The sequence below is a fragment of the Spirillospora sp. NPDC049024 genome (genome assembly GCF_040649235.1).
Lineage (GTDB): Bacteria > Actinomycetota > Actinomycetes > Streptosporangiales > Streptosporangiaceae > Spirillospora.
The window spans coordinates 70,381-92,993 of sequence record NZ_JBEZFD010000005.1 but is presented as its reverse complement, the minus strand read 5'-3'; the positions used below and the strand labels follow the sequence as shown (position 1 = coordinate 92,993).

Genomic DNA, 22,613 nt, shown 5'->3' with positions numbered 1-22,613 from the left:
TAGGCTTGCCTTACCTAACTGCCCGAACGGGAAAGGTTGATCAGCGGGAACGCGCCAACGGTGCCCGGACGACGCGCCGCCCCAGGTCGGGTACTGCTCTTTCGAGGTGCCCGTCCGGGCACTTGCCTCCGCTCCGACCCCTCCATAGCTTCCGTCGATGACGTCCGGAAGGAGGGGCATGCCGCCGGCACTCACTCGGGAAGCCCAGGACGCCGCGGAGGCGCACGCGCTCGGCGACGAGTACGTCGCGGCGCTCGGAAAGATCATTAACAGCCATGTGCGAAATGAGGCGACCGGGGCGGCGGTGTTCGATGAGCCGTCCATTTCCCTGGCTCCCACTCCGCGCGAGAAGTGGCTCGCCTGCAGAATGGCCATGGAGGAGTACGGTCACCATTTAAAGTTCAACAAGCTCGCGAACGAGCTGGGGCTGGAGGACGCCCGCGACCGTCCGCCGCTTTCGGTCTTCGACTACCAGGTGGAGTCGTGGGCCGGATACGTGATGACCAAGGCGATCGTCGATCTCGCCGAGGTCGTCCTGATGGAGGACCTCTGCGAGTGCTCGTACCTGCCGCTGCGCCGGCTCTGCCGGTCGCTGATGCCGGAGGAGCGCTTCCACGTCCGGTTCGGGACAACGAGCGCCAAGCGGCTGGCCGCCGATCCGGACGCCCGCGAGGAGGTCCGCTCGTCGGCGCACCGCCTCATCGCGATGACCCTGCCCTTCTTCGGCCGCAGCGAGTCCCGGAACAACGAGGTCTTCCGCAGGTGGGGCATCAAGCGGCTGACCAACGACGAGGCGCGGACGGAGTTCGTCCGCCGCACCCGGGCGCTGCTGTGCGACGACCTCGGACTGGACTACCCGGAGGTGCCGACGCGATGGCCCGGTACTACGAGCTGAGCGCCCCGCCCGAGGGGCTCGCCCGCGACCTCGGCCCCGGCGGCGAGCGCGTCGCCGCACTGCTCGACGGCGTGTCCGAGCACCTCCGCGGAGACGGCGCGCACCTTCCGCCGCGGGACGGGGACCGGCTCCCGGAAGCGGTGGCGGGCGCGCCCGTGCGAGTCGTGGACGACGTCCCCGCGCCCCTCCTCGACCGGGTGGACGGCGGCTGGCTGGCCCGGCTGGAGCGCCGCCGGAACGACGCCCGGCGAAGGCTCCTCGACGCCGGCCGCGAGGACCGGCTGGACCTGGCCGAGCACGTGGCGATGCTGGTCGCCACCCCGCGGCTGCGGCCCGCCGATCCCGGCGACGCCGACGCGCTGGCGATGTCCGGTGCGGTCCTCTGGCTCCTCGGCACTTTGGTCGCCGACGCGCTGACCGGCGACCGCGACGACGTGCTCGCCGAGTTGGTCGCCGGCGGCTGGTGGCCGGTGGGTCCCGTGGACGGCGCCTTCCTCGTCGCCCCCCTCGACCTGCCGAGCCGTCCCCGCGGCGGCGTGCCAGAAAGGTCCCGCCATGCCTGAGGTCCCGCCCGGCCGCACCGCCGTGCAGGCGCCGACCGCCCCGGAGCGAGGCGGGCGGACGGCCGCCGGGCCCGCGCCCGCGAACTACGCGGCGCACCTGGCCGCCAAGGCTCTTCGGGAGGGCTGGGGTCAGCGCCCCGCCTTCCACACCCCGGAACGTTCCTGGACGCATGGCGAGGTGCACGCCCTCGCCGCCTCCGCCGCTTCGGTCCTCGCCGACCAAGGCGTCCGCCCGGGCGACAGGATCCTCATCGCGATGGGCGACGGCATCGCATGGGTGACGGCGTTCCTCGGGGCCGCGAGGCTCGGCGCTGTGGCGATCCCGGTCAACCCCGACCTGATCCCCGAAGAGCACGCCTTCATGGCCGACGACTGCCGGGCCCGCCTCGTGGTGGCGGACGAGCGCCTCGTCGACCGCTTCGACCGCCGCGCCGTCCTGGCGGGCGAGCGCCTGATGCGGCTGGCCGCGAGCGCCCCCTCCGGGCCGGCCGCCGAGGTCACCGGCGACACGCCGCTGTACGCCCAGTACACCTCCGGCACGACCGGCACCCCCAAGGCGGCGCTGCACCGCCACGCCGACCCGCTGCTCTACCAGCGGGCCGCGGGCGACGGCGTGGTGGGCGTGCGACACGACGATGTGACGCTGTCGATATCGAAGCTGTTCTTCGCCTACGGCCTGGGGAACGCGCTGGTCTTCCCGCTCTTCTCCGGCTCCGCCGCGGTGCTGCTGCCCCATCGGCCCGCGCCGGCGGAGATCGCCGAGGCCGTGGCCCGGCACGGTGTGACGCTCCTGTACGGCGTGCCGTCCGCGTACGCCAACATGGCGGCCGAATGCCCTCCCGCGGCGTTCTCCTCGGTACGGCTCGCCGTCTCGGCCGGCGAGTCCCTGTCCACCGCCCTCGGCGCCAGGACCCGCGAGCTGCTCGGCGCCCCGGTGCTGGACCAGCTCGGCTCCACCGAGGTCGGCCACGCCTTCTGCTCCAACACCGCCTGGCGGGACGAGCCCGGCACCATCGGCCGTCCCCTGCCCGGATACGAGATCGTGCTGCGCGACGAGAACGGCGCCCCCGTCGCGCAGGGCCAGGGAGAGATATGGGTGCGGGGCGCCTCGGTCATGGCCGAGTACCTGGGCCGTCCCGAGCAGACCTCCCTGGCACTGCGCGGCGGCTGGCTGCGCACCGGGGACCTGGCGGAACGCGTGGACGGCGGCGCGCTGAAGCACTGCGGCCGCAACGACGACATGGAGATGGTGGGCGGCATCACCGTCTCCCCCCTGGAGATCGAGCGCGTGCTGGCCGAGCACCCGGCGGTGTCCGAGGTGGCGGTGGCGGTCATCGCCGACGAGCACGGCGCCCGCAAACTGCGCGCCTTTGTGGTGCCCGGCCGGGAGACGGATCCCGCCGAGCTGGAGAACGAGCTGATCGCCTTGGCGCGGCGCCGGCTGGCCGGTTACAAGGTGCCGCGCAGCGTGGAGCTCCGGCCGAGACTGCCGCGTACCCCGACCGGCAAGCTGCGCCGCTTCGCGGTGCGCGAGGGAAGGTGGTGACCATGCCGGACTCCCGCCTGGTGTGGAGCGAGCGGTCCGGCCTGGCCCCCGCTGCCGGCCGGCGGCCGGACGAGCCCGCGGTCGTCGACTCCTGGCTGGTGGCCGAGGGGCGGGTCCGCGACCTGCCGCTGCACGGGCAGCGGTTCCAGCGCGCCTGCGCCGACCTGGTGCCCGAACTTCCGCCCGACACCGTCCACCGCTTCCTGGAAGCGGTGCGGCTCTGGCTGCCGCCGCGCGGCCGCTGGTTCCCCAGGATCGAGGCGTACGGCGGCCCCGAGCCCCGGCTGGCCCTCTGGGCCAGAACCGCGCCCGCCCCCGGCGCCGGCGAGGTCAGGCTGTGGATCCCGCCGGATCCGGATCCCCGCACGCGCCCCTTGGTCAAGGGCCCTGACCTGCGGGTCCTGGCCGCGCTGCGCGAGCGGGCCAAGGCGGTCGGCGCAGACGACGCCGTGCTCTACGAGAGCGGCGGCACGGTACTGGAGACCGCCCACAGCGCACTGGTGTGGTGGCGCGGCGACGAGCTGTGCGTGCCCGACGCCGGGCTCGCCGTGCTCCCGTCGGTCACCAGGACGCATCTGGAGCGGCTGGCCGAGTGCTGGCGGTTCACCGTCCGGCAGGAGAAGGCCGATCTCTCGGAGCTGCCGGGGCTGGAGACCTGGACCCTCAACGCCCTGCACGGTCTTCGTCCGGTGCGCGCCTGGATCGGCGCCGACGGCCGCCCGACGCCCGCCAGGGTCACGGCGCGGGCGGCGGACTGGCGGCGGGCCGTACGGCACCGCGCCGTGCTGCCCGCCTTCAACCTCTGGGAACTGCCGTGCGCACACTGATCGTCGACAACTACGACTCCTACACCTACAACCTGTTCCAGCTCGCCGCCCAGACCTACGGGGTCGAGCCGGTGGTGATGCCCAACGACGACCCCGGCTGGGCGGAGCTGGATCCGAGCCGCTTCGACGCCCTCATCATCTCCCCCGGCCCCGGACGCCCGCAGCAGCGGCGCGACATCGGCGTCACGCTCGACCTGATCCGCGACTCCGGGCTGCCCACGCTGGGCGTCTGCCTCGGCCACCAGGCGCTGGCCTGGCTGTCGAAGGCCGACGTGGTGCCCGCGCCCGCACCCGTCCACGGCCACGTGGAGGAGATCAGGCACTGCGGACGCGACCTGTTCCGCGGTCTGCCCCAGCGCTTCCAGGCCGTGCGGTACCACTCGCTGTGCGTGGCCACCCCCGCGCCCGACGACCTGGAGATCACCGCATGGGCCGCGGACTCGGTCGTGATGGGCCTGCGGCACCGGCGGATGCCCTGGTGGGGCGTGCAGTTCCACCCGGAGTCGGTCTCCACCGAGTACGGGCCGAAGCTGATGTCCAACTTCCGCGACCTCGCCATGGAGAACAACGGGACGGCGAGGTCCGGGGGCGCCGCCGCTCTCGCTCCGCGACCGCCGGAGGAGCCGCGCTGGGCGCTGGAGGCCGAGCGCGTCTTCGGCGTCTCCGAGGCCGAGGACGTCTTCGCCGAGCTGTTCGCGGACGAGCCGTACTCCTTCTGGCTGGACAGCAGCCGGGTCGAGCCCGGCCTGTCCCGCTTCTCCTTCCTGGGCGACGCGGGCGGACCGCACGGGGAGATCCTGTGCTGCGGACCGGGATCCGACAGCGTGCTGGTACGGGCCGGCGGCGCTGAGTCCGCGGTCCGCGCCTCGGTCTTCGACGTGCTCGACGCCCGTATCGCGGCGCGGGCCGTCCCGAGCGACCCGGCGCTTCCGTTCGACCTGAACGGCGGCTACGTCGGCTACCTCGGCTACGAACTGAAGCGCGACTGCGGCGCCCCCGCGACGCAGGTCTCGTCCTCGCCCGACGCCGTCTGGATGTCGGCGAGCCGGTTCGTCGCGATCGACCACGAGGCCGGGGAGACCTGGGCGCTCGCGCTGACCGACGGCGGGCGCGGGAGCCGCGCCGCGGCGCGGGCGTGGGTCGCCAGGGCGGCCGACGTCTGCCGCAGGCGGAGGCAGCGGGCGCGGCCGGCCCCCCGGCCGAGCGTGGAGTTCGATCCGGAACCGTGGCTCGTCCGGCCGCGAGCGCGCTACCTGGCGGACATTGAGGAGTGCCTGCGGCTGCTGCGCGCCGGGGAGAGCTACGAGATCTGCCTGACCGACACGGCGGAGATCCCCTTCGACGGCTCGCCCTACGACCTGTACCTGGCCCAGCGGCGGCTCAACCCCGCTCCCTATGCCGCGTACCTGCGCATGGGCGAGATGCATGCCCTGTGCTCCTCCCCCGAGCGCTTCCTGAAGGTCGACAGGGACGGGGTGGCCGAGTCCAAGCCGATCAAGGGCACCGCGCCGCGCGCCCCCGAACCGCACGTGGACGCGGCCCTGCGCGACGAGCTGGCCTCCTCCGGCAAGACCAGGGCGGAGAACCTCATGATCGTCGACCTTCTCCGCAACGACCTGGGGCGCATCAGCGACATCGGCACCGTGCGGGTGCCGCGCTTCATGGCGGTGGAGTCCTACGAGACCGTGCACCAGCTCGTCTCGACCGTGCGCGGCCGCCTGCACGACGGGGTGACCGCCGTGCAGGCGGCGAGGACGTGCTTCCCCGGCGGATCGATGACCGGAGCCCCGAAGCTGCGCACCATGGAGATCATCGACCGGCTGGAGGGGCGGGCGCGCGGCCTCTACTCCGGCGCCATCGGCTTCTTCGGCCTGGACGGCACCGCCGACCTCAACATCGTCATCCGGACCGTGGTCGCGCACCCGGGCCGCCTGTCGGTGGGCGCGGGCGGCGCCATCGTGCTGGACTCCGATCCCGAGTCCGAGTACGAGGAGATGCTGCTCAAGGCCCGCGCCCCGCTGCGCGGTCTGGCCGCCCTGGCCCGGGAGCGGCCCCTGCTCACCGGCGGCGGGCCCGCCGCGAGGTCCCGGGGACCCGAACCAGTCCGCGACTGAGCGCGACGGCGGCCGCCAGCGTCCTGTTCGAGCAGTTGAGCTTGGCCAGGATGTTGGCCACGTGCCGCTTGGCGCCGTGCTCGGAGATGCCGAGGCGGCGCGCGATCTGCTTGTTGCTCAGCCCCTCGACCATCAGGGCCAGCACCTCCATCTCGCGATCCGTCAGCGGGGCGGGCTCGCCGTCCCCGCGCGCGGGAGGCACCGCGATCGGTTCGGGCTCGGAGGGCTCGAGGGGGCCGACCTCGGCCAGAAGCCTGCGCGCCACCGGATGCGGAATCGGCACCAGCCCGCTCTCCAGGTCCCCCAGCGCGTTCACCAGCGCCTCGCGGGTCAGCGTCGGCTCCAGCAGGTAGCCGTCGGCGGGCACGCTCGCCACCTGGGCGAGCGCCTCCGCGGTGGCGGCCCTCAACATCAGCAGGACGCGCACGCCGAAGCCGACGGCCGTGCTCGCGAGCTTCTCCGCCTGCCGGGGCTCGTCCCCGTGGTTCAGGACCAGCAGCGTGGGCCGGCCCGAGTGCAGCAGCTCCATGCTGTGGTCGAAGCTGCCGCTGGCGACCACGTCATCCAACATGTCCAGCTCGCGCAGCATGGCGCCCACCCCGCACCGGACCACCTCGCTCCCCAGGGAGACCAGGGCGACGCGGGAGCCGTTCCGTCCTGCCTGCCGATTCGAAGTCATCAGAACCCGTCGTCGATCAGGGGAGCCATGACCGTAACTCCATTTATGCCCCCGCCGAAAACAACTCTCTCTATCGTAATACCCAGGATAAAGTCCCCCATGCGGCGGCAAATAGGCGACTTATGGAGGACCAGAGGGCACGCACACCGGGACTCGGCCGTCGGCGGAACGAATGCCGCCTTTAATTGAAATTACAACCATGCACGTCGGAGGCGTCCCCATATTCGCGGAGCCTACGGCTCGGAGACCGCATCGCACCGCGCCACGTGCGGTCCCTGCATGGAGCCTCAAGACGGTCCCGCGTGTTCGCTCATCGTTTACTCGCAGGATGCGAAACACGTCAGCGGTCGGCGGCCCAAAGAGATATCGCCGACCGCTTGCAGTCGTTCACAAAGGGATGGAGTGACGGGCCGCTACGGCGCGCCGGTCACGCGCTCAGCGCGGAGTCGAGCTTGGCCAACTGGGCGTCGTAGATGCGCTGCAGGCCCTTGGGGGCGAAGGTCCGTTCGAAGAAGCCGCCGATGCCGCCCGCTCCGTCCCAGGTGGTGGTGACCTGGACGCGCGCGCCTCCACCTGCCGGGGTGACCGTCCACGTGGTGGCCATCGAGGAGTTGGCGTCCCGCTCCACCAGGCGGTCGGCGGCGGGGGCGCTCACGGTGAAGAGGCAGTCGCGCACCCGCTTGCTGGTGGCCGCCAGCTTCCAGTGCACCACCGTGCCCTCGCCCTGACCGCCTTCCCGCACCTCGTACTCGCTGAAGTGCTCCGTCAGCATCCGGGACCGCACCCCGGTGTAGTCGGCGAGCGCTCCGAGCACTTGGTCCGGGCTCGCTGCCAGCGTTCTCTCCGCGGTCACCACGACTTGTCCCATGCCGATCATTCTTTCACCGCGCCGGGCCGGCGTCGTTCCGCCTCGCCAGGCTTTGCCTCCACAGGTGGAGCCTGGTCGCGAGCGCCGGCTCGCCGGGGTGATCGGGCAGGTCACGGGCGGTCGGCGAGGAGGAACGCGTCGATGGCCGCGCGGGAGCCCTCGTCGGTGGTGACCTCGCGGGTCCTGGGTTCCGCCCGCAGGATCCGGAGGCCGGAGCCTTCGATGTCGGACACCGCGTCCTGCGCGGTGTAGAGCACGGCCGGATCTTGGGGGCCGCCGACGCCGTGCGCGAGGTTGTCGCTGTCATGGGCCACCACGAGCAGCAGCCCGCCGGGGGCCACCGCGTCGGCGGCGGCGCGCAGGGCGCTGCGGCGCAACCGCTCGGCGACCTGCAGATAGGCGACGATCACCAGGTCGGCGCCCTGGGGTGGCGGGGTGTACTCCCGTAGATCGGCCTCGACCGGCCGGAGCCGGTCCGCGTGCTCACCGAGCCGCCGCTCGGCGAGCGAGCGGGCCCGCTCCAAGCCGACGGCGGAGAAGTCGACCATGGTGACCGTCCAACCGCGCTCGGCGAGCCACAGCGCGTTGCGTCCCTCCCCCGCCGCCAGGTCGAGGGCGCGGCCCGCCGGCAGGTCCGCCGCGACCTCCTCGACCCACCGGTTGGGCCCGGCCGACCAGACCAGGTCGCTGCCGGCGTACCGGCGATCCCACTCCGCGCTGTCCACGGCCACCTCCACGTTCGACGTCCCGTTCCATCTTCGTCGCCGTCCCCCTCACGCGCCGCGCTCATGCCCGGCGGCGCGGGAATTCCCGCGCCGCCGAGCCGGCGGATCAGTGCCGCACCCCTTCCGGCGGAGCGGCGTGTTTCGCCTCGTGGACGGCGGCCGGCCCGCGCCGTCTGGTCCTGTGCGCCAGGAGCGCGGCGGACGCGGCCACGGTGACGGCCGCCAGCACCGCCCAGCCGAGGGGGGTGGCGAACAGGGCGTGGCGGACCGGGTCGGGGGCCTGCTGGGACACCACGACCCCGGCCATCACCAGGACGAACCAGCCGAAGGCCTGGCGGAGCCGCTGCGGGTCGACGCGTCCGGCCAGGCGCGAGCCGGCGAGGCCGCCCAGCACCGCGGCGGCGGTCACGGCGAGGGTCAGCGGCCAGTCGATGTGGACGCTGGAGAGGTATCCGGCCAGGCCCGCGAAGGACTTCATCGCGATGACCAGCAGCGAGGTGCCGACCGCGACGGGCATGGACAGGCCGCCGAGCAGGACGAGCGCGGGAACGACGAGGAAGCCTCCGCCGGCCCCGACCAGCCCGGTGACGAGCCCGACGGTCACCCCTTCGGCCAGGATCCGGAAGATGGGCCGGTCCGCGTGAGTGCCGGTGGGGGTGCGGCGGCTGCGCAGCATCGCGACCGCGGTCACGGCCATCATCACCGCGAAGGCGCCCAGTAGCACCCCGCCCGGGATGAACTCCGCCAGCCTTCCGCCCGCGTAGGCGCCCGCCATTCCGGCGCCGCCGAACAGCAGGCCGGTGCGCCAGCGGACGCGGCCGGCGCGGGCGTGCGGCAGGATGCCCGCGAGCGAGGTCGCCCCCACCACGAACAACGACATGGCGATGGCCTGCTTCGCCTCGACCCCGGCCACGTAGACGAGGATCGGGACGGTCAGGATGGAGCCTCCGCCGCCGAGCAGGCCGAGCGAGACGCCGATGGCGAGCGATGCGATCAGGGTCAGCGCGAGTGTCATCATGGCCGCCGCTCCTTCAGCAGCTCGGCCATCGTCACGACGCTGCAGGACGGCGCCCGGTTGAACGGCAGCTTCGACAGCAGCATCCCCATCGTGCAGGTGTTGGTCAGGGCCGCGACCGTGAGGCCGGCGCCGACCCCGGCGGCGAGCCACTGGAGCCCCGGCACGACGAGGCCGCCGACGACGCCGGCCACCACGAGGGACCCGGCGACCAGGCGCACCTGCCGCTCCAGGTCCCAGCGGGACCGGTTCCGGTTGAGCGGCGCGCCCGCGGCCTCCCACGCGACGATCCCGCCGTCCAGGATGTGCACGTTGGTCATGCCCGCCTCGGCGAGCGCCTCCTCGGCCTGGGCCGCGCGGGCGCCGCTCCGGCAGACGAGCACCACCTCGTCCAGGGAGCCGCGCAGTTCGGCACGGTGCTCCCGCAGCGTGTCGAGGGGGACGTTGTAGGAGCCGGGGATGTGCGACGCGGCGAACTCGGCGGGCGTGCGCACGTCCAGCAGGCGCGGCGAGTCCGGAGCGGCGAGGCGGTCGCGCAGCGAGGCCGCGTCGATCTTCGGGGACAAACGGGGCATATCCATCTTCTTTCGTCGTGGAGGCCGGTCCGGACCCCGGGGCGCCGCTGCCGCCGTCCACCGGGGGCGAGCAGGCCGCGGTCGCCGGACGCGCAGGTCACGGACATATCAGATACCCCAGGGGGTATGTTTCGGAGGGTAGCCGAGAAGGGAAAGGATGCGCAAATACCCCTGGGGGTATCGGGGACGCCATGTGCGGGTGGGCCCGCCCGGTCAGCCCGCCGGCTCGTCGCGGGGGGAGCGGGCCGCGGACCGGGCCCGTCCGGCCCGCCGGATCGCGGCGCGGACCCTATACCCTGGCCGGTATGAGGAGGGCGACGTGAAATTCGAGGCGGAATCGCTGGCCGATGTCCTCGTGCGCCTGCGGCGCGCCCAGGGGCAGCTCGGCGGCGTCATCCAGATGATCGAGAACGAGCGGGACTGCAAGGACGTGATCGCCCAGCTCGCGGCGGTCTCGCGGGCACTGGACCGCGCCGGCTTCAAGATCATCGCAACGGGCCTGGAGAAGTGCGTCCAGGAAGGCGCGGACCCCGAGCAGGCCGCACTCGACCGCGCCCAGCTGGAGAAGCTCTTCATGAGCCTCGCCTGACCCGGCCCCGAGAACGACCACCGCCCCGGACGAGCGGATCAGCCCCCGCAGATCGTGCGGCAAGGCCCGCCTCGGCGCACCCCATCTCCCGAAGGCCGCACGCTGGAGTGCGGGTCAGGCGCCTTGCTTTCGGCGCACCATTTCGGTGATCCAGATGGGGGCGAACGGGGACGTGCAGTTCGGGGGCGTCGGGTAGTCCTTCAGGACCTGGAGGCGTTCGCCGATGTCGATGGCGCGGGCGCGGTGGTCGGCGTGCTCGATCCCGATCTGGGCGAGGCAGGTGTTCATCGCCCACTGCAGGCGGTCGGGGGCGTCCCGCATCTCGGCCTCGATGACGTCGAGCAGAGCCGCGAGGTCGAGGCCCTCGGGCCTCTTCGCCACGCGTTCGGCGGTGAGCGCCCAGCCGGCGCTCGCGACCACCGGGTCCGGGTCGGCGGACCAGGCCAAGCGCAGCTCCTCGCAGTGCGGGTTCTTCTTCACCACGTAGCTCACGAGCCAGTCGTGCACCTTGGGCGTGCGCGCCTCGCGCAGCATGGCGTCCAGCTCGTCGCGCTCGAACGCCTTCGGGCGGCAGATCAGGAGCGCCAGCAGTCTCGCCGCGCTGTCGTCGGTCTCCCAGAGCCGGCACGCGAGTTCGTGCTGCGTCTTCAGCCGCTTCGCGAGCGCGCGCAGCTTGCCGAGGTTCACCCCGTGGTCGTCTCCGTGCCGCTCGTTCACCTCGCGGATCTTCGGGTCCTGGAGCCCGGCCAGCTCCGCCATCACCCCGGCCACCGTCGCCTCGGTCATCCGGCCTCCCGTCCGTCCCGGGTGCCCCTCACCCTACGACGCGAGGCCGCGGCAGGGGCTCAGCGTCTCCCGGGGCGTTGGAGCTTCACCGAGGTGACCTGGTCCGAGGCGTCGGGGACCTTGAATCCGAGGCTGCGGACGACTCTCGTCGTGTCGTCGATGGCCGCCTGGTCGGCCGAGTCGCCGCGGACCAGGGTCCGGAGCCTGATGGGCGGGCCGGGCGCGACGAGGGTGGGGACGAAGGAGGGCTTCTCCTTCCACCGCCGTTCGCGGGCGTCCCACGTGAAGGTGACCAGGGCGACGAGCCCTTCGTGGGTGGCCTGGATGTTCGCGACCGGATTGGCGACCTGGTTGCCCATCCCGTAGACGACCCACTTGCCGTTGATCCGCTCGAAGGGCTGAACGACGTGCGCGTGGTCGCCGAGAATCAGGTCGACATCGCGGGAGCGCAGCAGCGTCGCCGCCAGGCGCCGCTGCTCGGGGGTGGCCTCGTGCTGGTACTCCTCGCCCCAGTGGAGGCTGATCATGACGATGTCGGCACCGGACCGCTTGGCGCGGGCCGCGTCCGCGAGGATCCTGGCCGGGTCCAGCCCGTCGTTCACCAGCCAGGGCTTGCCGGAGGGCTTCGGTATGCCGTTGGTGCCGTACGTGTAGGAGAGGTGTGCGACCTTGACCCCCTTCACGTCCAGGAGGTTGGTCTGCTTCGCCTCCGCCGCGCTGCGGGCCGTGCCGGCGTGCCTGAGACCCGCCTTGTCCAGGGCGTCGAGCGTGCGGCGCACCCCCGGTTCGCCCTGGTCGATGGAGTGGTTGGACGCGGTGGAGCAGGAGTCGTAGCCGAGCCCCCGGATCGCGTCCACGATCTGCGGCGGCGAGTTGAACGCCGGGTAGCCGAGGAAGGGCCCCGACCGCCGGGCCAGGGGCGTCTCGACATGGCAGATCCCCAGGTCCGCTCGACTGATCACGGGATTGAGCCGGGCGAGCATCGGCATGAAGTCGTATCCGCCCCGCTTTCTGCCGCGCGCATCGGAGGCCGCCTGGTCGATCAGGATCCGGTGCAGCAGAAAGTCGCCGGTGGCCGCGACCGTGAATTGTGCGGTTTTAGGGTGATTCGACTTGGTCGCCCGCTGGAGTGTCGCGGGCCGGCGCTCATCGCCGTCGCATCCCGACAACGCCGCCAGCCCCAGCACGCCGACCAGCAGGGCGCTCGTCGCGGCCCGGCCGGCGGCAGGCCGCCGACCGATAGCCGATTTCCGGGTTGATATCGACATTCGCATAGTTGCTGTATCAACAGCTCACGTCGCCCGAAACGGGCATTTACCGTAAGAGCGATCATCGCTGGTGATGTTTTGTCGAGATCATGTAGATCGGATGCCGAAGGCGCGCGTTGCCGGGATGATGACGCGCGGGGATTCTCAATGGGCGATTTCCAAACTAGCTCCCTTATGCCCTTTTAAGGCTTCTTGTCGTGCCTGGCAGCCGAGGGGCCGAGCCTGCCGCCCAGCCACACCATCGCGTTGCGCGCCGCGACCGGCAGGGCGGGCTCCCTCCCGGCTCCACGTCCAACGTCGCCCGGAGCCGCGCCGCACTCCTCGAACTCGCCCTCGTCCACCTCACCGAACTGGAGAAGCGCGGCCTCGCCGGCCTCGGCCCGCAGCAGGGCGGCCTCGCCGAGGCGCTGGCGCGCTTCCTGCACGGCGCCCTGCACGAGGACCGGCGCCGCACGCTGGCCCGGTACGAACTGGCGCTCGAAGCCACCCGCCGGCCGGAGCTGCGCACGATCTACGACGCGATCGGACGCGACTTCCGCCGTGCCGCCGTCTCGCTCATGGCCGCGGCCGGCTCGACCGACCCCGACAGGCACGGGCACGCCCTCGTCGCCTTCATGGAAGGCGTGATGTTCGACGCCATCGCGGGCGCGGGACACGAGCCCGCCCTGGACGACCTCCGCCTCACGGTCCGCGAGTACCTGACCGGCGTCCTCCCTCCGGACTGATCGAGCCGCCGCTCGACCGGAACATTTGTCCAAGACCGGTGGACGGTCGGCCGTGCATGGTCGATGCATGAGTGAAGTCGATGTCAAGCGCTCGCATGGGATGCACGTGGTCCACGACGGGCCGCGGCAGGCGCCGCCGCTGCTGCTCCTGCACGGGTCGGGAGCCTCGGGCGCCACGTGGAACCCCATGATCCCGGCGCTCGCCGGACGCCACCACGTCATCCGGGTCGACCTCCCCGGCTGCGGGCAGTCCCCGCCCGCGCCGTCGTACGACGTTCCCGACCAGGCGGACCGCGTCGCCGCCCTGCTGGACGACCTCGGGCTGAGGGGCGCCGCCGTGGCCGGGCACTCCAGCGGCGGCTACGTCGCCACCGCGCTCGCCGAACGGCGGCCCGACCTCGTGGGCTCGCTCGTGCTGATCAGCAGCGGTCCGAGTCTCGACGCGTTCCTCCGGCAGCCGCTCCTCCTCCGGGTCCTGCTGTCCCCGCCGCTCGGTCCGTTCCTGTGGGCGAGGCGCTCGGACACGATGATCCGCCGCGGGATCGCCGCGACGGCCGCGCACCCGGTGGACGTCCCGGACGACCTGGTCACCGGCGTACAAGCCATCACCTACGGCTCGATGAGAACGGTCCTGCGCCGAAACACCGCCTACGTCGCCGAGCGGAGCGTCCCCGAGCGCCTCGCCGCCCTGGAGGTACCCGTGCTGGTGGTGTTCGGGGCCGCCGACCCCCGCTGGGATCCCTCGTCGGTGCGCCGGTACGAAGCGGTACCGAACGCGCGGGTCGAGATGCTGCCGGACGTCGGGCATCTGCCCCCGCTCGAAGCGCCCGAGGCGACCAGCGAGCTGCTGCTGGACTTCACGGCCGCGGTCCGCTGACCCGATGGCCTGCGAGCCCCCGGCCTAGACTGGTCACGTGCTGCCTACCGGGACGTCCCCCGACTGGGCGGAGGTGGACATCGCCGTCCCGCGCCCGGCGGCCCGGCTGCCGGGGGTCGCCATGGCGGGGTTCCGCCAGCGCCTCCCCGCGCCCGTGGACATCGCCATGGTCGCGCACCCGTCCGTCACCCTCCTCCTCGACCTGAGCGACGGGGAGGGCATCGTCCACGGCGTCCATGGCCGGCGCCGGTACGGCAGCTTCGTCGCCGGGCTCCATCCCGCCGGCCTCCGGGTGGGCGGCCGGGTCGGCGAGTGCCTCCAGATCCGGCTGGGCCCGGTCGCGGCGGCCGCGGTCCTAGGAGCATCGGCCGAGCTCACCGGGACGGTGGCGCCCCTCAAGGACGTCTGGGGCCGCGACGCCGACCAGGCCGAGGACCGGCTGCGCGCCGCCGCGACATGGGACGAGCGGTTCGCGATCGCGGCGGAGATCCTCGGCCGCCGGCCGGCCCCCCGCCCGCCGGTCGATCCGGAGGTGGCCCACATCTGGCGGCGGACGCTCACCGGCCAGGGACGGGTACGGGTCGAGGGCCTGGCGGACGAGGTCGGCTGGAGCCGCAAGCGCCTGTGGTCGCGCTTCCGGGCCCAACTCGGCATCACGCCCAAGCGCGCCGCCCGCCTCGTGCGCTTCGACCACGCCGCCCACCTCCTTGCCGCGGGCCGCACCCCGGTCGACGTCGCCGCCGAGTGCGGCTACGTCGACCAGTCCCACCTCCACCGCGAGGTCAGGACGTTCACCGACCTGACCCCCGCAGGCGTGGCCACCGCCCCCTGGCTCGCCATAGACGACACAGCCTGGCCGACGCCGCCACCGCCCCGCCTCCACGCGAACAGCCGGCAACGCGTCCTTCGGCTGCGCTGAAGGATCATCGGATTCGGGAGAGGGTGTCGATGGCGGCGATGTCCTCTTTGGTGAGAGGCAGGGCTTCCAGGTCGAAGTTGGCGGTTATGTGTTCGCGGCGGGACGACCTCGGAAGGATCGCGATGTCGTGTTCCAGGTGCCAGCGGAGGACGACCTGGGCGGGCGTGGCGCCGTGCCGCCGGGCGATCCCGGTGAGAACCGGATCGCGCAGGTCGGTGTTCTTGAGGCCGCTGTAGCCCTCCACGACGATCCTCCGGCGGCGGTGCTCGTCCAGCAGGGCCGGGTCGTGCTGCGCCGGGCTCCACGAGATCTGGTTGACCGCCGGCTGCCGGCCGGTGGCCTCGGTCAGCAGGTCGATCTGCGCCGGGCTGTAGTTGCTCACCCCCACGTTGCGGACCAGCCCCGCCTCCTGGGCGGACAGCAGCTCCCGCCACGTCGGGACGAGTTCGTCCTGGGCGGTCGGCCAGTGGATCAGCCAGAGGTCCACGTAGCCGGTGTCGAGCAGGCGGAGGCTCGACTCCAGGGTGCGGCGGGCGTGCCGCGCGTCCTGCGGGCGCAGCTTGGTCGTGATGAAGACGTCCTCCCGGTCGACGCCGCCGTCCTTCACGGCCCGGCCGACGTCCGCCTCGTTGCGGTACAGGGTCGCGGTGTCGATGTGCCGGTAGCCGATCTCGAGCGCCGCGCGCACCCCCTCGTACGCCGCCCTGGACCCCAGTTGCCAGGTCCCGAAACCGATCAGCGGCAGCGCGGTGCCACCGGGCAGGTCCACAGTCCGAGTCATGTACCGCATTCTGCCCGCGCTCGCCCCGCCGGTCGCTGAAGCGGCCGTGTCAGCCCTCCGAACACGGCTCGATGTGGACGTCCGGACGTGTAGTTCGGCGGTGTCTCGGCTGTCAGATCTTGTGTACGCGTGTACGGAAATGCCTGGCGAACAGGCTGACAACACGGATCTTCTTGTGGACAGGTGAGCGGCCGGGTGACGGTGGTCCCCGCCGCGGGCTTCGCCCCGAGCTCCCCCCACCAGGAGACCCGATGAAGCTTCCTTCCTATGCCGCCGCCCTCGTGACGGCGACCCTGCTCACCTCGCTCACGGGAACGGCCGTCACGGCCGCCGCCGCCCAGAGGGACGGCGCCGCGGCCCTTCCGAGCGTGAACATGGAGGCCGCCGTCAAGGCCGCCCAGATCGACCCGCGGCGGGCCGACGACACGCTGACCCCCGGCGCGAAGGCGAGCGTGCTGCTCGTCGAGCAGGCGCTGCGCGACCGGCACCTGCTCGACGCGAAGTGGGTGGACGGCTACTTCGGCACCACGACGGTCGCGGCCTACGCGAAGTACCAGAAGTCGCTCGGCTACAGCGGTCTCGGCGCCAACGGGCTGCCGGGCAAGGCGTCGCTCGCCAAGCTCGGAGCCGACCGCTTCACGGTCAGCCGCCCCATCGGTCCGGGCGCCCGGGTGTCCACCGGCGGCGTCGTGATCAACACCCGGACGCAGAGCATGCTCGCCGAGGCCAAGCGGCTGGCCGGCCGGAACCTCGCGCTGGACCAGGGCTCCTACAACCCCGGCGGCGACCCCACGTCCGCGGGCACCCATGACGGCGGCGGCGTCGTCGACATCTCGGTGAAGGGGATGTCCTCCGCCACCCGCACCTCGGTCGCCCGCGCGCTGCGCCAGGTCGGCTTCGCGGCCTGGGTGCGCAGCCCCGCCCAGGGCGACTGGCCGTGGCACATCCACGCCGTCGCCATCAACGACACCGACCTCTCGACCCAGGCCCAGCACCAGATCGGTGACTACTACCTCGGCCTGAACGGGCTCTCCGGCCGCGGCCCGGACGACGGCCCGAAGGTGACCATCCGCACCTGGGAGGAGTACCAGCGCCGCTGATCGATCCGGAAATCATGTTACGCATACACAAGGAGAACAGCATGAACACGCTCAACAAGGTCCTCACCGCGACGGCGACCGCCGCCGTCGCGCTCGGCGGGACGGCGGCCCTCGTCATGTCGCCCGCCTCGGCCGCGAGCCGCAACGGCGTCTGCGAGAGCGGCGAGTTCTGCTACTACTTCAACAGCGGCAACGAAGGGTCGGTCTCGGACTTCACCGGCTCGGTCGCCGACTACGGCACCACCCAGCCCTCCTGCTACGACTTCAAGGGCGCGGGCAACGGCAAGGGCAAGTGCGTCAAGAACAACGCCGCGTCGGTCTGGAACCGCAGCACCAAGACCGTCCGCGTCTACTACAACAGCAACTACGGCGGCACCTACCAGGACTTCAAGGCGGGAGCCAAGGGCAACCTGAACTCCAGCCTGAAGAACCAGAACGCCTCCCACCAGTTCTCTCCGTCGTCGCGCACGAACATGTCCTACGCGCTGTACAAGGCGAGCGGCGGCAGGATCACCTGCGGCTTCGACGGCTACACCAGCACCCCCGGCCGGCACGAGGGCATCGACATCGCCCGCAGCGTCGGCTCCGACGTGCACGCCCTGGTCAGCGGTAAGATCACCTACATCGCGCGCGGGGCCACCGGCAGCTCGGGCCTGTCCACGATCGCCGTCTACAACGCCTCGGCGAACAAGACGGTCATCTACCTGCACACCGCTCCGCGGTCGTCGCTGAGCGTGGGCCAGTCGATCAGCAAGGGCCAGATCATCGCCGACGAGTCGTGGCACGGCGTGTCGTCCAGCTCGGGCGCGCACACCCACGTCGAGATGCGGCCCGGCAAGCAGACGCACGCGTCCAAGAGCGTGAACGACCCGGTCCTCGACAACCCGAACCCGACCTCGTTCTGGAACTCCCAGGGCTACAACGTCCGATAGAGCGCTGCGGCCTCCACCAGTAGAGGAAGACGACTGTGTCGACACGAACCGTGCGGCTGATCTCGCGGGCCACCGCGGCGACCGCCGCGATGGCGCTCGGCGGAGCGGCCCTCGTCTCGGCGTCCGCGCCCGCCTCCGCGGCGGGACGCGACGGCGTCTGCGACAGCGGCGAGTTCTGCTACTACTTCAACAGCGGCAACGAAGGGTCGGTCTCGGACTTCACCGGCTCGGTCGCCGACTACGGCACCGCCCAGCCCTCCTGCTACGACTTCAAGGGGTCGGGGTCCGGCAAGGGCAAGTGCGTCAAGAACAACGCCGCGTCGGTCTGGAACCGCAGCACCAAGACCGTCCGCGTCTACTACAACAGCAACTACGGCGGCACGTACCAGGACTTCAAAGCGGGAGCCAAGGGCAACCTGAACTCCAGCCTGAAGAACCAGAACGCCTCGCACAAGTTCCTGAGCTCCACCACGCCGCCCACCGGATGCAAGACGGACGGCACCGACAGCAAGCTCCCCTCGACGATCCTGGTGTACCGGGTGTCCCTCGGCCGGGTTGACCGGGTGTCGTTCAAGACCTACGTCAAGAACGTCCTGCCCAACGAGTGGGTGTCGAGCTGGCCCAGCGAGTCGCTGAAGGCCGGCGCGATGGCCGTCAAGAGCTACGGCTGGTACTGGGCGCTGCACTCGACGCGCAAGACGTCGGGCGGCCAGTGCTTCGACGTCTACGACACCACGTCGAGCCAGGTGTACAAGCCCGGATCGGCGAAGGCGTCCACGAGTTCCGCCGTGGACGCGACGTGGGGCAAGCGGATGACCCGCGGCGGAAAGATCCTGGAAGCCCACTACTGCTCCACGACGACGGCGTGCGGCGGCTGGGTGAACGGGGACTGGATGTCGCAGTACGGCTCCCGTGACAAGGCCAACGCGGGGCAGAGCTACTCCACCATCCTCAGGGCCTACTACAGCGGGATCACCATCTCCTGATCCCGCTCCCCCGGACCCTGGTTCCCCGCCGTGCCCCTCCGCGGCGGGGGATCAGGGTCCTTCGACGATGACCTGGAAGTTGACCGGACGGCTTCCGGGGAACGCGACCCGTCCCGCACCGTCCACCATCTTGAACCGCACGTAGCAGAGACCGGGCTTCTTGGGCGTGGTGATGTCGGTGCGGATGTCGACCACCTGGCCCGGCCTCGTGTCGGCGATCGGCACCTCGGAGATGGTCTGGCAGTTGTCGGCCTTCTGCGGGAGGTCGAGGCGGCGCAGCGAATAGCCCTCCCAGGGGACCGTCCCGGTGTTCTTGAGCCGCCACACCTTGGTCACGGACTTCCCGGCGCCGACGCGCGTGCAGTCGGGGAGCGTGATGTCCGCGACGAAACGGGCGGCATCGCCCTTGTGCGTGGGCGGAGCCGGCGCCGGGTTGGTCGCGTGCACCGGGCAGTCCGCGGGAGAGAGCGCGGCCTTGGCCCGGTTGCCGGACGCGCCGGGGCCGTCCCTGCCGGACCCGGAGCCGCGTTCGACGGCGTACACGATGACGGCCCCGGTCCCCGCGCCGATGACCGCGGTCACGAGCGCGATCTTCACCAGGCGGGCCCGCCGCGAGGGCCCTCGCCCTCTCGGGACGGCGGCCGGCGGCCGAGCCCCACCCGCGATCCCGCCCGGCGGCCGCCGCGCGGGCACGGACACGGCCGTCCCCTCGGTCGGCTCGGACGCCTGCGGCTCGATGGCGATGGACGTACCCGACGGTTCCACCGCGCTCGCGGCGGAGCCTTCTGGCTCGTCAAGAGGTAAGGCCGCCGAGGCGGCGGGCCTTCCTACGCCCGCCGACCTGACCGCCAGGTTCGCCCGCTCCCAGCGTTCGCGGTAGGCCGCCGGGTCGGCGCCGCAGGCCTTGACGAACTCGGCGGTGGTCCCCCAGCTCGGGAGCCGGTTGCCCTTCGTGGCCTCGTGCAGTGTCGTGTGCGAGATCGCCCCGGACCGGCCGGACATCTCCCGGAAAGGCGGGTTGCCCACCGATTCGCGCAGTTCTCGCAGAGCCGCCGCGAAGTCCGCGACCGCGTCCGCCTGTGCACGCATGTCGTCCACCGGGTGAAGCTAACAGCGCCCACGGCCTCCCCTCAAGCTCGAATCGATATCGGTGGCGGCCCGGCGAGACGGCACTTCTCACCCGGGTTCGGATCACCGGTAAACCGGCCCGTCTTATGACGGGGTGGTCCGGTCTCCCACCTCGCGAGGGACGGTCACCTGATCGACAAGAACCCTTTTCATTTCCGGCCTCGGCCTCATTCTTCGGACTCCTGACAGATCATCCTTGTCACCCAGAGTCGCCGGGCTATGCCTTTCTGGCGACACCGCCGACCGCGTTCATCGCCCGGGGCGCCCCCGGGTCGCCGAGATCAGGGCGCCAGAGCGGTATGGGGACGACGCCCGGGTCGACCACCTCCAGGCCCTCGAAGAAGCGCGCGATCTCGTCCGGGCTGCGCAGCCGGTACGGAACGGCTCCGGTGTCGTCGTAGCTCTGCTGCGCCCGGTTGAACTCGGCATCGGTGTTCGCGCCGTCGTTGAGGGCGAGGTAACTGCCGGAGGGCAGCGCCTCCACCAGGCGCGAGACGATGCCCCGGGCCTCGGCGTCGTCGGTGATGTGCCCGAGCACGCCCATGAACAGCAGGCCGATGGGCCGGTCGAAGTCCAGCAGGCTCATGGTCTGGCCGAGGATGCGGTCGGGGTCGCGCATGTCGGCGTCGATGTAGGCGGTGGCGCCTTCGGGGCTGCTGACGAGCAGGGCCTGCGCGTGGGCCAGGACGAGCGGGTCGCTGTCGACGTAGATGACGCGGCATTCGGGGGCCAGCGCCTGGGCGACCTGGTGGGTGTTGTCCTCGGTGGGCAGGCCGGTTCCGACGTCCAGGAACTGCTGGACCCCCGCCTCGCCGACCAGGTAGCGGATCACGCGGCCGAGGAAGGCCCGTTCGGCCTTCGCCAGATCGAAGATCCCGGGGAAGAGGCGGGCGTACTGGTCGCCGGCCTCCTGGTCGACGGCGAAGTTGTCCTTGCCGCCGAGCCAGTAGTTCCAGATACGCGCCGAGTGGGGGACGCTGGTGTCGATCCCGCGCATGAGGTCCTTGCCGGCTCTGGCCTGGATTTCCTCGGGGCCGCTCGACATCGTGATCCTCCAGAAGGCCTTCGGGGGCTGATCGTTTCCCCACCCATGAGACCAGAGAACCGGGGAGGAGGACACCGGCTCGGATCCGATGGCTGGAGGTGGTCACAGGAGGCCGTGGAGAAAGCGAATGCTCTCGTCCGGGGACCGGGCGCTGACCATGAAAGTCGCGAAATGCTCGGAGAAATACAGGATGTCGCGCCGGCGATGCAGGTAGAGCCCGTACCCGGGGAACTCAAGGAAGATCATGTCATTGATGTGGGGCTCGCGGAACCGCATCACCGTCAGCGGGCTGTCCGCGAACAGCCGGTTCATCTCCTCGGCCGGAATGACCTGGAGCGTGATGTTCGCATATCCCGCGAGCCCGATCAGGTGCCGGATCTGCGCGCGCAGGACCGCCGGGCTTCCCACGTCGTCGCGCAGCACGCGCTCATGCATGATCACCCACACTCTCGGGCCGCCGGGGCGGTACAGGACGTCCTGCCGGGACAGCCGCAGATCCACCCTGCGGCGCAGTTCCGGTTCGGAGATGTCCGGAAGGTCGTGGGCGATGACCAGGCGGGCGTACTCGCCGGTCTGCAGCAGGCCGGGTATCCGGAGCGGCGCGTACGCCCTGATCTCGGCCAGTTCCGCTTCCGCCAGCACGTAGAGCACGAACCAGTCCGGAATGACGTCCCGATAGGACTGCACCAGGGCCCGGCCACCGCGCTTCTGGAGCTCGGCGACGAACTGCTGGTCGACCTCGCGCGGGCGGGACTCGGCGGGGACGTCGCCCGCGGCGCCCGGCGTCGGCAGCGAGTCGGCCAGGAGGGCGCCCCAGTCCAGCGGCCCCTGGAGCTCCGCGGCGCCCGCCCCGACATCGAGGGCGCCCTCGGGGGCGCTGGCGGGCCGTGCGCGGTGCGCGCTCTCGGCGGGAACGTCGGGCGCGTTCTGCGCCTCCCGGTAACTGCGCTGGAGGTCGGCCAGGGAGAACATCCCTTTCGTCTCGCGGCCTCTCAGCTCGGCGTAGCGGTACAGCGTCGCCCACAGCGACTCCAGCAGTTCCCATCGCGGGATGCGCGGCCTGGACTTCTTGAAGAGGTCATGAGCGGTCGAGCGCGGAACACGCCACACTAAAACGCCACAAAAAGGGCGCTTGGCGGCTTCCAACTCCGCCGAAATATTCTCGATCGTCTGATAACTGGGCACTCCCGCGACGCGGCGGTTGTGCCTCAGGAGGGAGACCATCGGCGCGAAGCGACCGCCGGGAACCCCGTCCGCCATGATCGACTCCGTCCACGCTAGAGCCCCGATGGATCTTCGGCATCGACATGCTGCCAGCTCCGACAGGGACGGTTCGGTCACATGACACATTTCGTGGCGCTGGTTACAGCGAATAACAAGAGCCCCGTTGGCGGTCCATCAGTCGGCAACCGCCACGTCCCAGGAGCATCCCGGATCAATTTCGGATGTACTGGATGGTAGCTCCGTCGCGTCCGAGTCATCCGGGGTTGGACGTTCGCGCCTCGCCTCCAGGCGAGAACGACCAAGGTTGACCCCGTCCGCACGAAACTCCCGAGAAGGACACGGATGCCTCCCCAGACTTGTGCCCGCGAAATGCCCCGAACCGCTATCGGACCGGTCGGCGACGACGCGTACATGGCATTGGCGCTCATGACGGTCTGGGCGATACG

At 71.4% G+C, this 22,613-nt stretch carries 23 protein-coding genes; 12 read left to right on the top strand and 11 right to left on the bottom strand.

The window, feature by feature from the left end:
- Nucleotides 1-178: 178 nt before the first annotated feature.
- Genes AB0C21_RS10930 through pabB form a run of 5 tightly spaced genes read left to right on the top strand, consistent with a single transcriptional unit; the run spans nt 179 to nt 5,945 of the window.
- Nucleotides 179-895 (top strand): Phenylacetic acid catabolic protein, encoded by a 717-nt coding sequence (locus tag AB0C21_RS10930; RefSeq protein WP_500203834.1) that lies wholly within the window; start codon nt 179-181, stop codon nt 893-895.
- Entirely contained in the window at nt 874-1,458 is a 585-nt protein-coding gene (locus AB0C21_RS10925; protein WP_500203833.1) for a hypothetical protein, read from the top strand. Before AB0C21_RS10930 ends, AB0C21_RS10925 begins: the two co-directional genes overlap by 22 nt.
- Entirely contained in the window at nt 1,451-3,004 is a 1,554-nt protein-coding gene (locus AB0C21_RS10920; protein ID WP_500203831.1) for a benzoate-CoA ligase family protein, read from the top strand. Before AB0C21_RS10925 ends, AB0C21_RS10920 begins: the two co-directional genes overlap by 8 nt.
- 2 nt (nt 3,005-3,006) lie before the next feature.
- Nucleotides 3,007-3,831 carry an aminotransferase class IV gene (locus AB0C21_RS10915; RefSeq protein WP_500203830.1) on the top strand — a complete coding sequence of 275 codons (825 nt, stop codon included), beginning with the start codon at nt 3,007-3,009 and terminating at the stop codon, nt 3,829-3,831.
- A complete protein-coding gene (gene pabB / locus AB0C21_RS10910) occupies nt 3,819-5,945 on the top strand; it encodes an aminodeoxychorismate synthase component I (RefSeq protein WP_500203829.1) in 2,127 nt (708 codons plus the stop codon). The genes AB0C21_RS10915 and pabB overlap by 13 nt, the downstream gene beginning before the upstream one ends.
- Here pabB and AB0C21_RS10905 read toward each other — a convergent pair.
- The 5 genes from AB0C21_RS10905 to AB0C21_RS10885 all read right to left on the bottom strand — a co-directional run bounded on the left by AB0C21_RS10905 (nt 5,890) and on the right by AB0C21_RS10885 (nt 9,807).
- Nucleotides 5,890-6,624, bottom strand: coding sequence for a helix-turn-helix transcriptional regulator (locus AB0C21_RS10905; protein WP_500203828.1), 735 nt, complete (start codon nt 6,622-6,624; stop codon nt 5,890-5,892). The two genes, pabB and AB0C21_RS10905, sit on opposite strands and share 56 nt — an antisense overlap.
- 427 nt (nt 6,625-7,051) lie before the next feature.
- Nucleotides 7,052-7,492, bottom strand: coding sequence for an SRPBCC family protein (locus tag AB0C21_RS10900; protein ID WP_500203827.1), 441 nt, complete (start codon nt 7,490-7,492; stop codon nt 7,052-7,054).
- A gap of 110 nt (nt 7,493-7,602) precedes the next feature.
- Nucleotides 7,603-8,217, bottom strand: a complete 615-nt coding sequence (locus AB0C21_RS10895; RefSeq protein ID WP_500203826.1) for a class I SAM-dependent methyltransferase — start codon at nt 8,215-8,217, stop codon at nt 7,603-7,605.
- A gap of 106 nt (nt 8,218-8,323) precedes the next feature.
- Nucleotides 8,324-9,232, bottom strand: a complete 909-nt coding sequence (locus AB0C21_RS10890; protein WP_500204098.1) for a sulfite exporter TauE/SafE family protein — start codon at nt 9,230-9,232, stop codon at nt 8,324-8,326.
- Nucleotides 9,232-9,807, bottom strand: coding sequence for a rhodanese-like domain-containing protein (locus tag AB0C21_RS10885; RefSeq protein ID WP_500203825.1), 576 nt, complete (start codon nt 9,805-9,807; stop codon nt 9,232-9,234). The genes AB0C21_RS10890 and AB0C21_RS10885 overlap by 1 nt, the downstream gene beginning before the upstream one ends.
- Before the next feature lie 319 nt (nt 9,808-10,126).
- Between AB0C21_RS10885 and AB0C21_RS10880 the strand changes: the two genes are divergently transcribed.
- Complete coding sequence (locus tag AB0C21_RS10880) at nt 10,127-10,396, top strand: metal-sensitive transcriptional regulator (protein WP_353818357.1); 270 nt, start codon at nt 10,127-10,129, stop codon at nt 10,394-10,396.
- A gap of 114 nt (nt 10,397-10,510) precedes the next feature.
- On the opposite strand, the gene AB0C21_RS10875 is transcribed toward AB0C21_RS10880, so the two are convergent.
- Complete coding sequence (locus AB0C21_RS10875; protein ID WP_500203824.1) at nt 10,511-11,182, bottom strand: DNA alkylation repair protein; 672 nt, start codon at nt 11,180-11,182, stop codon at nt 10,511-10,513.
- 59 nt (nt 11,183-11,241) lie between these two features.
- Nucleotides 11,242-12,450 (bottom strand): CapA family protein, encoded by a 1,209-nt coding sequence (locus tag AB0C21_RS10870; protein WP_500203823.1) that lies wholly within the window; start codon nt 12,448-12,450, stop codon nt 11,242-11,244.
- A 197-nt stretch (nt 12,451-12,647) separates the two neighbouring features.
- On the opposite strand from AB0C21_RS10870, the gene AB0C21_RS10865 reads away from it, so the two are divergent.
- The 3 genes from AB0C21_RS10865 to AB0C21_RS10855 all read left to right on the top strand — a co-directional run bounded on the left by AB0C21_RS10865 (nt 12,648) and on the right by AB0C21_RS10855 (nt 14,971).
- Nucleotides 12,648-13,175, top strand: a complete 528-nt coding sequence (locus AB0C21_RS10865) for a TetR/AcrR family transcriptional regulator (RefSeq protein WP_500203821.1) — start codon at nt 12,648-12,650, stop codon at nt 13,173-13,175.
- Between the two features lie 67 nt (nt 13,176-13,242).
- Entirely contained in the window at nt 13,243-14,052 is an 810-nt protein-coding gene (locus AB0C21_RS10860) for an alpha/beta fold hydrolase (protein ID WP_500203820.1), read from the top strand.
- Between the two features lie 37 nt (nt 14,053-14,089).
- Nucleotides 14,090-14,971 (top strand): helix-turn-helix domain-containing protein, encoded by an 882-nt coding sequence (locus AB0C21_RS10855; RefSeq protein WP_500203819.1) that lies wholly within the window; start codon nt 14,090-14,092, stop codon nt 14,969-14,971.
- 4 nt (nt 14,972-14,975) lie between these two features.
- On the opposite strand, the gene AB0C21_RS10850 is transcribed toward AB0C21_RS10855, so the two are convergent.
- On the bottom strand, nt 14,976-15,752 hold the full coding sequence (locus AB0C21_RS10850; RefSeq protein WP_500203818.1) for an aldo/keto reductase: 777 nt from the start codon (nt 15,750-15,752) through the stop codon (nt 14,976-14,978).
- A gap of 251 nt (nt 15,753-16,003) precedes the next feature.
- Here AB0C21_RS10850 and AB0C21_RS10845 point away from each other — a divergent pair, with 251 nt between their 5' ends.
- Genes AB0C21_RS10845 through AB0C21_RS10835 form a run of 3 tightly spaced genes read left to right on the top strand, consistent with a single transcriptional unit; the run spans nt 16,004 to nt 18,770 of the window.
- Entirely contained in the window at nt 16,004-16,852 is an 849-nt protein-coding gene (locus AB0C21_RS10845) for a peptidoglycan-binding domain-containing protein (protein ID WP_500203817.1), read from the top strand.
- A gap of 41 nt (nt 16,853-16,893) precedes the next feature.
- Entirely contained in the window at nt 16,894-17,784 is an 891-nt protein-coding gene (locus tag AB0C21_RS10840) for a peptidase inhibitor family I36 protein (RefSeq protein ID WP_500203816.1), read from the top strand.
- A gap of 35 nt (nt 17,785-17,819) precedes the next feature.
- Entirely contained in the window at nt 17,820-18,770 is a 951-nt protein-coding gene (locus tag AB0C21_RS10835) for a peptidase inhibitor family I36 protein (RefSeq protein WP_500203815.1), read from the top strand.
- 51 nt (nt 18,771-18,821) lie between these two features.
- On the opposite strand, the gene AB0C21_RS10830 is transcribed toward AB0C21_RS10835, so the two are convergent.
- The 3 genes from AB0C21_RS10830 to AB0C21_RS10820 all read right to left on the bottom strand — a co-directional run bounded on the left by AB0C21_RS10830 (nt 18,822) and on the right by AB0C21_RS10820 (nt 22,203).
- Nucleotides 18,822-19,859 (bottom strand): NBR1-Ig-like domain-containing protein, encoded by a 1,038-nt coding sequence (locus AB0C21_RS10830; RefSeq protein WP_500204097.1) that lies wholly within the window; start codon nt 19,857-19,859, stop codon nt 18,822-18,824.
- Between the two features lie 256 nt (nt 19,860-20,115).
- Nucleotides 20,116-20,943, bottom strand: coding sequence for an SAM-dependent methyltransferase (locus AB0C21_RS10825; protein WP_500203814.1), 828 nt, complete (start codon nt 20,941-20,943; stop codon nt 20,116-20,118).
- Nucleotides 20,944-21,045: 102 nt separating this feature from the next.
- The gene (locus AB0C21_RS10820; RefSeq protein ID WP_500203813.1) at nt 21,046-22,203 is read right to left on the bottom strand and encodes a DUF5753 domain-containing protein; all 1,158 of its coding nucleotides are present in this window, start codon (nt 22,201-22,203) and stop codon (nt 21,046-21,048) included.
- Nucleotides 22,204-22,613 lie beyond the last annotated feature (410 nt).